Below are 9,350 nucleotides of genomic sequence, written 5' to 3'. Positions count from 1 at the left end.
GGCTCTCCTATCCTTCGGAATGGTGGTTTTCCCTGGGAAGCCAGCCGCGGGCTTCCCCAAGATAGCGGATCACTTCAGCATCGGTCGTCTGCTCGAAATCTTGGTAGTGCAGACCGACGGCGTGGAAATCGACAGGTGTCGACAGGCACACGACCTCGTCCGCATCATCATGCAGGGCATCAAGCGTGTCGCGGGGTGCCACCGGCACTGCGAGCACAATGCGCGCCGCGCTCGACCTGCGCAGAGCCTTCAGTGCGACGCGCACGGTACCCCCGGTCGCTATGCCGTCGTCCACCAGAATAACGGTGCGGCCCGCGATCGGAGTGGGATCGTGATTGGCAAAGTAGGCAGCCCGGCGGCGATCGATTTCGGCGAGCTGGCGCTCCATTTCACTGTGAACATAGTCGGATGAAGGCTTGATGATCCCCATAGCCTCGTCATTAAGCACGATCTGAGGATCGCTTCCGTCCACCACCGCTCCAATGCCCAACTCGGCGTGGCCGGGCGCACCGAGCTTGCGCACCATAAGAAGATCAAGAGGTGCAGAGAGCGCTTTTGCAACCTCGAAGGCGACAGGCACCCCGCCGCGGGGAAGGGCCAACACGACCGGGTGCTCATCCTGCAGATGGCCCAGTTCCGCAGCGAGCCGCCGCCCGGCCTCCCGGCGATCGCTGAATTCGGCTTTTCTCCCCGGCATAGTCAAAGCGGCTCGTCTATCGCGTTGTCCGCATATCGGCGGGGAAGGCTATACGGTCGAAGTTGTCAGCCAATTGATGGAGTGCCGAACGCATATTGGCACCGGCCATCGCATGGCCATGGCCCGTCACCAACAGTTCGGGCTCCAGCGCAGCAAGCTTGCGTGCGGAGGCCCAGGCTTCTTGCCAATCAGGCGTAAAATAGCGTGGCGGTCCGTGCATCTGCGGCGATTGAACGGCAACGTCGTAAGCCGATTCCTGGCCGGTGGTGATTACAGCGTCTCCAGCAATGATGGTGGAATCCTCCTCGCGCCAGAGGGAGACATGTCCCGGTGCATGGCCTGGCGTATGGATCCAGCGCCAGCCGGGCATTCCGGGCAGCGTACCGTCGTCCGGGAGTACCCGAAGATGCGGCGTCACATCGATGGGATCGGTTGGATATAGTGGCGAGAGAAGCGCCATCAATCCGCCGCCCACCCAGGGATCAGCCGGTGGGTAGGAGCGGCTTCCGTCGAGATATGGATGCTCCAGGGGATGAGCATAGACGGGAACATCCCAATCCTCCAGAAGCGCTTGCAGGGCGCCGATATGATCGAAATGCCCATGCGTCAGAACGATCGCAGACGGCGGATTTTCCTTTCCGAATCGAACGGCAGCCGCATCCCGGATGGCAGACGCCGAACCCATCACCCCGGCATCCACCAGCACCCAGTCTTTGCTGCCAGGGAACCCGAAGAAGATCACGTTGACCATCACCAACCGGCGGTAGGCGAGATCCGGCCGAATCTCGACCACGCCCTCGGCCGTTTCGACGCCGGCTTCGTCTTTCCGCTCAAGCTGAATCTGGGTGGACATGGGCAGCTCCGTCTCAGGCTATACTCCGAAGGGATAGGTTTCCGGCACACCATGCGGCCGCTCGACCGGCAGGGGTGTTACGGCGCGGGTATCTTCGAACCAGACGAAGGCGTCGAACTGCTCCGGCAGGACGGCCTCGAAATAATGGCTGTAAAGCTCGGACTCCGGCCGATAGACCACTCCGATCGCGCGCTCCAGGCGCGGCAACGAAAGCGCATCGCGCAATTCCCGGCCGACTGATTCGCGGAGATCGGTGAGGCAACGTGCGTTGCCCGATTGCCGGAAGACTCGTTCGTGGGAGTCGGGGCGAGAGGGCACAATGTTCATGATGCGCATCTCGCCACCCCAATCGTCGGCGGCAGCAACTGTCCCCCGGTCGGTGCCGAAGCCGATCAGCACGGCTCCGTCGCCGAAAGCCGTTCGGCAGAGTTCGCCGATATTGAACTCGCCCTGCCAGCCCATCGCCGTGGCCGCAGCATTTCCTATGTGGGAGTTGTGAGCCCAAACGACAGCCTTTGCCTCGGGACGTCGCGACAGCAACGCCTTGAGCGTGTCAAACATATGCCGGTCGCGCAGGTTCCAGGATTCGGTCGTCCCGTGATACATGATCCGGTAATAATGCTCCGCCGAGCGCACGATCCGCGCGTTCTGGGCTGCATCGAAGAAGTCTTCCCCATCATGCCCGAGGTAATCGAGACGCCGGGTGAGAAGATCCTTCAGCTGGTCAACCACCTCCTTTTCGCAACTGTCCTGTCCGCCGCGCAGCACCGCGCGGCCATAGAGGGAGGGCTCGTCCTGCCAGGGCGAAAGGCACCCATAACGGCGCCGCGCGTCCTTCGCTCCCTCCGGGTCGACCCGATCGAGATAGTCGATGACCGCTTGAAGGGATGAGCCGAGGGAATAGACGTCGAGGCCGCGGAACTCCACACGGCGGCCCTGCGGAAGATCCTGGTTGTGGGTACGCAGCCACTCAACGAAGCCGGCGAATTCCTCGTTCCGCCACATCCAGGTGGGAAACCGGGCAAAAATCTCCTCGTCATAACGGCCCGCCGGCTGGTGACGCACATAACGGTCGACCCGGGCTGCATCGGGCCAATCTGCTTCGATGGCGACGATGTTGAACCCGTGTCTCTCAATAAGGCGTCTCGTGATGGCATCCCGGGATCTGTAAAATTCAGATGTCCCGTGAGTAGCCTCTCCTAGAAGCACGACTTGCGCACCGCCGAAGCGGTCGAATAGTGCTCCGAAGGCGTCCGCCTTTTCCGGCGGTGGAAGCGATTCGCATTTCTGCCTCACCCACGCTGCCGCTTCTTCGGCATCGCGTGCACGGCTGCGTTCGGTGACGTCGGCCTGCGCCATCTGCCGCCCCGTCAGACGCCTACGCTCTCAGGCCAGAGCGCCTGGACGTCCTTGGGAAGCGCATCGCGGACCTTTGCCGACTGGCCGAGATCGACATGATGGGCGATAACCTTGAAGACGGTCCGGCTGGCCTCCGTCGGATCCACGGGCCGGGTCATCTTCAGCCCATCTTGTACGCGCTCAAGGAACTCATCAAGCGAGCGAGTCCTATCTGGCTGCTTCGAAGGTTCGTATTGATCGTAATAGAGACCGCGGACGACCAGCGGCAGTTCGGCGGCCAGATGAGCGGCGAGTTCTGCAGGGAGCCGGTCTCGCAGGGCGCGCAGCACCGCGCCGAGGATATGCCACGCAGCCTGCCGGTCGTCTCCATGCTCCTCCATGATCTCATTGAGCCAGATATGTGTGGTCTGAATGGTCTTGTCCAAAACGTCGAGGCCGGTGGAGCTCATGATCCTGTCCTTCCTAGTTTTTGGCTGTTTTGGGTCACTTGGCCCGGCTCCATGACCTAACGACAAGACATGTCGATTGTTCGAGCGGGCCAGTGAAAAGACCGGGTGGGATTTCTCGCGCGCACGGGAACCAGAGGCCGGTAAAGCCGTTCGAAGTGCTTGCTACCGAGAGAGCTGACAGGAGAGCTTAATGGCCGCTCAAAATCGCACCCTTGAAAATCTGATGCTGGAGACGCTGAAAGACATCTATCACGCCGAGAAACAACTTCTCCGGGCGCTGCCGAAGATGGCAAAAGCGGCAAAGTCCGATGAGCTGAAGAAGGCGCTGGAGAAGCACCGCGACGAAACCGAAGGGCAAGTCGAACGTTTGGAGAAGGTGTTCGAGAGCATGGACCGTGCGCCGCGCGGCAAGCCTTGCGAAGCAATGCAGGGGCTGGTTGCCGAAGGCCAGGAGATCATGGAAGAGTTTGCCGGCTCGGATGCGCTGGATGCCGGCCTGGTTTCCGCAAGCCAGTCCATCGAGCATTACGAGATTTCCCGCTACGGCACGCTGCGCACATGGGCACGGCAGCTCGGAATGGAAGAAGCTGCGAAGCTTTTCGAACAGACGCTCGAAGAAGAGAAGAGGACCGACGAACTCCTGACCAAGCTCGCCGAGTCGCAAGCCAACAAGAAGGCAGCCTGATCCACACATAGGACGGTCCAAAAGAGGCGGTCTTTGGCCGCCTCTTTTGCATTCAAGCCAAGCTTCCGTTCAGTAACGACAGGTCCTCATAAAGTGTTTGTTACGGAACGTTAGCCCGCAACTGCAGTTTTGCACGGTCGGCCGCCAATCCTCAGAGGTGCTCCGTGTATCGCATCATATTATCCGTCATCATTATTCTTCTCGGAATTGCACTGGTTGCCGGCGGCATCTGGCTCGCCTTTCTCGGCGGCTCGTGGTTCTACATCCTGCTCGGCCTTCTCTTGGCGATTTCCGGCGCACTGCTGCTCGTGCGAAGGGCAAGCGGACTGCTTATCTATGGCCTGACTATCCTTGTCACCCTCGCCTGGGGCGTCTGGGAGGTTGGCTTCGACTGGTGGGCACTCGTGCCTCGCGGCGCCCTGATCCTGGTCTTGGGTGTCTTGCTTCTGCTGCCGCCGATGGTTCGGGCTATGCGTGGCCCCGAAGGCCGAAGGACCGGCTATGGCTTAGGCAGCGGCGTACTCGCCGGGTCGATTGCCGTTGCGGCAATCGTCGGCGTCTATTCCATGTTTCAGGACCCACATGACACTCGCGGCGCTTTCCCCGAGGACCGGATCGCCGTCTCACCCGCGCCCCAGCCCGACGATGTGCCGCCTGGCGAGTGGGTAGCCTATGGGCGAACCTCCTTTGGCGACCGCTATTCGCCGCTGGATCAGATCACGCCGGAAAACGTCGCGCAGCTTGAGGTCGCATGGACATACCGGACGGGAGAGGTGCGCCGCGAAGACGATCCCGGTGAAACCACCTATGAGGTTACCCCGCTGATGGTGAACAACACCGTCTATATCTGCACACCCTACAGCACCGTCATCGCCCTGGATCCCGTCACCGGCCAGGAAAAGTGGCGTTTCGACCCGGAGCTCAGGCAGCCGCCAACGCCGACGACGCAGCATATGACCTGCCGGGGTGTATCCTATCATGAAGCCGCGCCAGGAGACCTGCCTGCAACCAGCCCGACTGCCCAGGCCGCTCCGGGCGGCGCAGCTCCGTCCGGGCAGGCGGCTGCGCCGAATGCAGCAGCCGGTACGCCGAACGAGGCGGCCGAGCTCGCGGCGAGCGCCGAAGAAATTACGACGCAGGCTGCCCCGGTGCCGCAGAACATCGTGACGGGCCAGGCAGAGGCGGGCGCACCGGTTCCTGTCGTCATACGCGAAGAGCCGCCATCCAGCGTGACCCTCACCGAGCAATGCATGAAGCGGCTGTTCGTGCCCACCTCTGATGGAAGGCTGATCACGATCAGCGCCGACACGGGGGAGATTTGCCCGGGCTTCGGCGGCGAGGATGGCACGATCAACCTCTGGGCGAACATGCCGAATGTGACGCCTGGATCCTATTATTCCACTTCTCCACCCGTGATCGCTGGACGGCTCGTTATCGTGGGCGGAGCCGTCAACGACAACGAGGCGACGACCTCGCCGTCCGGCGTGATCCGGGCGTTTGATGCCTATACCGGGGCGCTTGTATGGAATTTCGACAGCAAGAACCCGGAAGCCACGCAGCCGATCGCACCGGACGGAGTTTATTCCCAGAACGCCCCGAATTCCTGGAGCGTGGCGAGTTACGATGCCAATCTCGGTCTCGTCTATTTTCCTATGGGTAACGAATCCCCTGACCAGTTCGGCGGCAATCGAGGGGAGAACACCGAGCGCTACTCGTCATCCGTGCTGGCGCTCCGGGCAGATACGGGGCAGGTAGCATGGGTGTTCCAGGCGGCACATCACGACATCTGGGACTATGATGTGCCGGCGCAGCCGAGTCTGGTCGACCTCACGGTCGACGGACAGGTTGTGCCGGCGCTGGTACAGGCGACTAAGCAAGGCGAGATTTTCGTCCTCAACAGGGCGACCGGCGAGCCGATCTTCCCGGTCGAGGAGCGGCCAGTGCCACAAGGCGCAGTGCAAGGCGATCACACGGCCCCCACTCAGCCGCGTTCGGCCATCTCCTTTGCTCCCGAGCCGCTCACCGAAGCCGATATGTGGGGCGCCACGCCGATCGACCAGCTCTACTGCCGGATTCGCTTCCACCAGTTACGCTACGAAGGCCTGTTCACACCGCCATCGCTTGAGGGCACCATTGTTTATCCGGGCAATTTCGGGACCTTCAACTGGGGTTCGGTTGCAGTGGATCCCAATCGAGACATCATGTTCGCCATGCCGGTCTATCTTGCTTTCGAAGTGAAGCAGGTTCCGCGTCAGGACGAGCTTTCCCGTGTGGTTACGCAGGAGGGCGAGCCGATCTTCAACGAGAATTTCGGGGCGCCTTACGCAGCCCAGATGGGACCCTTCTATTCGCCGATCCAGCTTCCCTGTCAAAGACCGCCATGGGGCTATATCGCTGCCGTGGACCTAACCACCGGTGAGACCGTCTACAAACTCGTGAACGGCACGGTGCGCGATCTTTCGCCCATCCCGCTGCCCTTCAAGATGGGTGTTCCAGGCATCGGCGGCCCGATCGTCACGGCCGGCGGCGTGGCGTTCCTCTCGGGAACCCTCGATTATTATGTGCGAGGCTATGACCTGCGCACGGGAGAGGAGCTCTGGCGCGCCCGACTTCCGGCGGGCGGCCAGGCTACACCTTCCACCTATATGGGCGAGGATGGCCGGCAATATCTGGTCGTGGTGGCCGGCGGTCATGGTTCGACCGGCACGAAAGCGGGGGATTCGATCATCGCTTATGCATTGCCGCAATAGCCGCTGCCGCCGGAACAATGGCGATCGACGCCGGGTTCGCTAGAAGAGCAGAGGAGGCGACCATGGCCGAGAACGACGCGAAAAAACACGTGAAGGTCGAGACCGATCTGTCCGAAACGAACGGGACGGACAGCTCCCATGAGCGTATGAACGCAGAACCGGAGACCGAAGACCTCACCGATCCGCAGGAGGTTTGGCGGGATGCGGAGCGCACCCCGTCGGGCGCCGACCAGGCGAAAACTGTGACCAGCGGCAGCGCCCGTCGGGTAGCCGACGCGGGTGACGTGGGCGAGGGGCGATCCTCCCCATACGGGACGGAGGCTCAGGCTGACGCGCTGGCTCGCCAGACCAGCAGGACCGGGGAGCCACGTGAACCGGAAAAACCAAGACGAGGCTAGAAACGCCTCATTTTAATGCTAACAGGCCGCCCGCAATGGGGTTTACTCAATGATAGCCAAGATGCGGGCGGCAGTTCTGCTCGTGCTCGTCTTTTTATGCGCGGCATGTGCGAGCACAGACATACAAAACAATCGTCTGGACCGAATTGAAGGCATGGATGAGCTTCGGGGCCAGGCGCTCTCGCTCGTCAACCAGGCGCGCAGGGAAGCCGGCGCACCGCCGCTGCGGCTTGATCCAACCCTTACCGCTGCGGCCCAGGCCCATGCTGAGGACATGGCGCGGCGGGGGTTCTACGGCCATCGTTCACCGGAGCGAAAGGACGTAGCCGACCGCTACAAGGCAAAAGGGGGAAATCTTTGGGAGATCATCGGCGAAAATATCTCGACCTGCTTGAATTGCGGGGCGGACGCCGAGCAGGTGAGAAAATTCCAGACGGGATGGATGCGCAGCCCCGGTCACAAGCGGAACATCCTTGATTCCCGCTTCGATCGTTTCGGTTTCGGCATCGCACAGACCGGCAGCAAGGTTTATGCCGTTCAGACCTTCGTGCGGCCGCGCGAATATTAAGCCAACTATTCGGGCATGGTTTCCTGCAACGAATAATGGATGCTCTGGAAGACGATCTTCCCGTCCTGAATGACGAAGCTATCCGCGCCATCCTCTACGCTGCGGCCGGGTTCGCGAGCCCGCCATTCAATAAAGGCGAAGGGGCCCTCTATCAGTTTGATGGGAAATTCATAGCTGTGCGGCACATGCTCTTTGAGTATCTCCGCAAAAGCGCGAACCGCGCCGTGGCCTTTTTTCATGCCACGCGCGGTCATGACCACCACGTCAGGCGCATAATTTCGTTCGATATCGTCCTCGACATTCCCCGCAGCCCTCAACCGGAGATGGTCGTCGAGCACTTCCGCAGTCGATCGCTTCGAAAGTTCCGGCATCCCTAATTCCAAAAGAGCCGGGGCGAGCGACCCGCCCCGGCAGATTGCGCAGTTAACGCTTTGCCGTATCCGACTCGGACGCGTGACGAATCAGGTAGGCCTGCGTGATCTCAGCCATATGATCCTCGAGCCAGGACGCCATGGCCTCCTCCTCGCGGCAGATCTCCTCGCACACCCGCGCCGTCTCCGTGTCGCCGGCTGCTTCTGCACCCGCTACGAGGATGCGGTATGATGCGATTTCCATATGCTCGAAGGTGTAGCCTGCGAGCACGCCCTTCACTACTTCGTCGCCTGCGAAAACACCGCCTGCCGTTTGCATGAGTGCGGTGAATTGGCCGGCAAGATCCTTCATGCCGGACCAAGAACTGCCGCGCCTTTCAATGCAGGCTTCAAGCCGCTGTTTCTGAGATCGCGTTTCAGCAATATGGCTCTCGATGCGCGCGGCCAGTTCCGGGTAGTTCTCGATGCGCCTCGAAAGCCCGTCGAGCATTTGTTCGGCCTGCTGCTCCATCGCGTGCGCATCGCGCAGCCATTGGTTCAGTCTTTCATCCATATCCGCCATCCGTTCGACTCCCGTCCCTATTTCTTGGCGAGCTGCTGCGCGTGCTCGAGATGCTGCTGCAACGTGGGCAGTGTCTTCTCGGCAAAATCCGCGAGAGCTCCCTGCTGCTTGGAGTAACCCGAGAAGAGCGCCACGGCCTGCTGATGTGCCATGACCTGCATCTGGACGTAGTCGCTATCGAACTGATCGGCGGACGCATTTTCGAGCTGGGTAACCATCTGTTTATGCGCTGCGTCGAGCGTCTTGGGCACATCGTTGACCCCGTCCGACGCGGCGGCTTGCGTCATCTCTTCACCAGCCTTGGTGTGATCGTCCACCATCTGCTGGGCGAATTCACGGACGTCGTCGCTCTTCGTCTTTTCGAGGGCGAGCCGGCTGGACTCGATCTCGAACATGTTGGATTGAGCGGCCATCGTCGCAAATTCCTGCGGGGTGGATGCCGTGGCCTCGCTGCCCGCCGGGAGATCGTTCTGCTCTGAGGTCTGAGGCTGGGTTGGGGACGTCGTGGGGCTGGACTGCTGCGAGAAGGCCGGCGCGGTAAACGCGAGCGCGAGGGCCGCGGTAGCCAGCAGAAGATGGCGGTGCATGGAATTCCTCCTTGGAATGCGCCTTGTTCTGCGTCTCGAACAGCGACAGCGCACGCATGTTCCGTCAAGGT

Annotated in this window: 11 protein-coding genes; 4 read left to right on the top strand and 7 right to left on the bottom strand. The window is 61.3% G+C overall.

The window, feature by feature from the left end; translation table 11 throughout:
- Positions 1-7: 7 nt before the first annotated feature.
- From CHEJ32_RS0114835 to CHEJ32_RS0114820, 4 genes are read right to left on the bottom strand one after another with little or no spacing between them, the layout of a single operon-like run.
- Positions 8-697 carry a phosphoribosyltransferase gene (locus tag CHEJ32_RS0114835; protein ID WP_028034491.1) on the bottom strand — a complete coding sequence of 230 codons (690 nt, stop codon included), beginning with the start codon at positions 695-697 and terminating at the stop codon, positions 8-10.
- A 16-nt stretch (positions 698-713) separates the two neighbouring features.
- On the bottom strand, positions 714-1,550 hold the full coding sequence (locus tag CHEJ32_RS0114830) for an MBL fold metallo-hydrolase (RefSeq protein WP_028034490.1): 837 nt from the start codon (positions 1,548-1,550) through the stop codon (positions 714-716).
- Positions 1,551-1,568: 18 nt separating this feature from the next.
- Positions 1,569-2,909 (bottom strand): erythromycin esterase family protein, encoded by a 1,341-nt coding sequence (locus CHEJ32_RS0114825; protein ID WP_028034489.1) that lies wholly within the window; start codon positions 2,907-2,909, stop codon positions 1,569-1,571.
- An 11-nt stretch (positions 2,910-2,920) separates the two neighbouring features.
- On the bottom strand, positions 2,921-3,358 hold the full coding sequence (locus tag CHEJ32_RS0114820) for a DUF2267 domain-containing protein (RefSeq protein WP_028034488.1): 438 nt from the start codon (positions 3,356-3,358) through the stop codon (positions 2,921-2,923).
- Between the two features lie 190 nt (positions 3,359-3,548).
- Between CHEJ32_RS0114820 and CHEJ32_RS0114815 the strand changes: the two genes are divergently transcribed.
- The 4 genes from CHEJ32_RS0114815 (at position 3,549) to CHEJ32_RS24935 (ending at position 7,759) form a co-directional block, all read left to right on the top strand.
- Complete coding sequence (locus CHEJ32_RS0114815) at positions 3,549-4,043, top strand: ferritin-like domain-containing protein (RefSeq protein WP_028034487.1); 495 nt, start codon at positions 3,549-3,551, stop codon at positions 4,041-4,043.
- 164 nt (positions 4,044-4,207) lie between these two features.
- Positions 4,208-6,793, top strand: coding sequence for a PQQ-binding-like beta-propeller repeat protein (locus CHEJ32_RS0114810; RefSeq protein WP_028034486.1), 2,586 nt, complete (start codon positions 4,208-4,210; stop codon positions 6,791-6,793).
- A gap of 62 nt (positions 6,794-6,855) precedes the next feature.
- A complete protein-coding gene (locus CHEJ32_RS0114805) occupies positions 6,856-7,191 on the top strand; it encodes a hypothetical protein (RefSeq protein ID WP_156936706.1) in 336 nt (111 codons plus the stop codon).
- A gap of 154 nt (positions 7,192-7,345) precedes the next feature.
- On the top strand, positions 7,346-7,759 hold the full coding sequence (locus CHEJ32_RS24935; RefSeq protein WP_034658586.1) for a CAP domain-containing protein: 414 nt from the start codon (positions 7,346-7,348) through the stop codon (positions 7,757-7,759).
- 5 nt (positions 7,760-7,764) lie between these two features.
- Here CHEJ32_RS24935 and CHEJ32_RS24930 read toward each other — a convergent pair whose 3' ends face one another.
- From CHEJ32_RS24930 to CHEJ32_RS0114785, 3 genes are read right to left on the bottom strand one after another with little or no spacing between them, the layout of a single operon-like run.
- On the bottom strand, positions 7,765-8,130 hold the full coding sequence (locus CHEJ32_RS24930; RefSeq protein WP_034658572.1) for a nuclear transport factor 2 family protein: 366 nt from the start codon (positions 8,128-8,130) through the stop codon (positions 7,765-7,767).
- Positions 8,131-8,182: 52 nt separating this feature from the next.
- Positions 8,183-8,683: a ferritin-like domain-containing protein gene (locus tag CHEJ32_RS0114790; protein ID WP_371179807.1), complete on the bottom strand. Its 501-nt coding sequence runs from the start codon at positions 8,681-8,683 to the stop codon at positions 8,183-8,185.
- A 26-nt stretch (positions 8,684-8,709) separates the two neighbouring features.
- Positions 8,710-9,279, bottom strand: a complete 570-nt coding sequence (locus tag CHEJ32_RS0114785) for a DUF4142 domain-containing protein (protein ID WP_028034483.1) — start codon at positions 9,277-9,279, stop codon at positions 8,710-8,712.
- Positions 9,280-9,350: the final 71 nt, after the last annotated feature.

The sequence above is a fragment of the Chelativorans sp. J32 genome (assembly GCF_000518985.1).
Lineage (GTDB): Bacteria > Pseudomonadota > Alphaproteobacteria > Rhizobiales > Rhizobiaceae > Chelativorans.
This window is presented reverse-complemented; position numbering and strand designations above follow the sequence as displayed.

Bases quoted from the DNA above. Each gene is read 5' to 3' on its own strand.
- CHEJ32_RS0114815 (WP_028034487.1), top strand. From the start codon at position 3,549: ATGGCCGCTCAAAATCGCACCCTTGAAAATCTGATGCTGGAGACGCTG.
- CHEJ32_RS0114805 (WP_156936706.1), top strand. From the start codon at position 6,856: ATGGCCGAGAACGACGCGAAAAAACACGTGAAGGTCGAGACCGATCTG.
- CHEJ32_RS24935 (WP_034658586.1), top strand. From the start codon at position 7,346: ATGGATGAGCTTCGGGGCCAGGCGCTCTCGCTCGTCAACCAGGCGCGC.
- CHEJ32_RS0114790 (WP_371179807.1), bottom strand. From the start codon at position 8,683: ATGGATGAAAGACTGAACCAATGGCTGCGCGATGCGCACGCGATGGAG.
- CHEJ32_RS0114835 (WP_028034491.1), bottom strand. From the start codon at position 697: ATGCCGGGGAGAAAAGCCGAATTCAGCGATCGCCGGGAGGCCGGGCGG.
- CHEJ32_RS0114825 (WP_028034489.1), bottom strand. From the start codon at position 2,909: ATGGCGCAGGCCGACGTCACCGAACGCAGCCGTGCACGCGATGCCGAA.
- CHEJ32_RS0114830 (WP_028034490.1), bottom strand. From the start codon at position 1,550: ATGTCCACCCAGATTCAGCTTGAGCGGAAAGACGAAGCCGGCGTCGAA.
- CHEJ32_RS24930 (WP_034658572.1), bottom strand. From the start codon at position 8,130: ATGCCGGAACTTTCGAAGCGATCGACTGCGGAAGTGCTCGACGACCAT.
- CHEJ32_RS0114785 (WP_028034483.1), bottom strand. From the start codon at position 9,279: ATGCACCGCCATCTTCTGCTGGCTACCGCGGCCCTCGCGCTCGCGTTT.
- CHEJ32_RS0114820 (WP_028034488.1), bottom strand. From the start codon at position 3,358: ATGAGCTCCACCGGCCTCGACGTTTTGGACAAGACCATTCAGACCACA.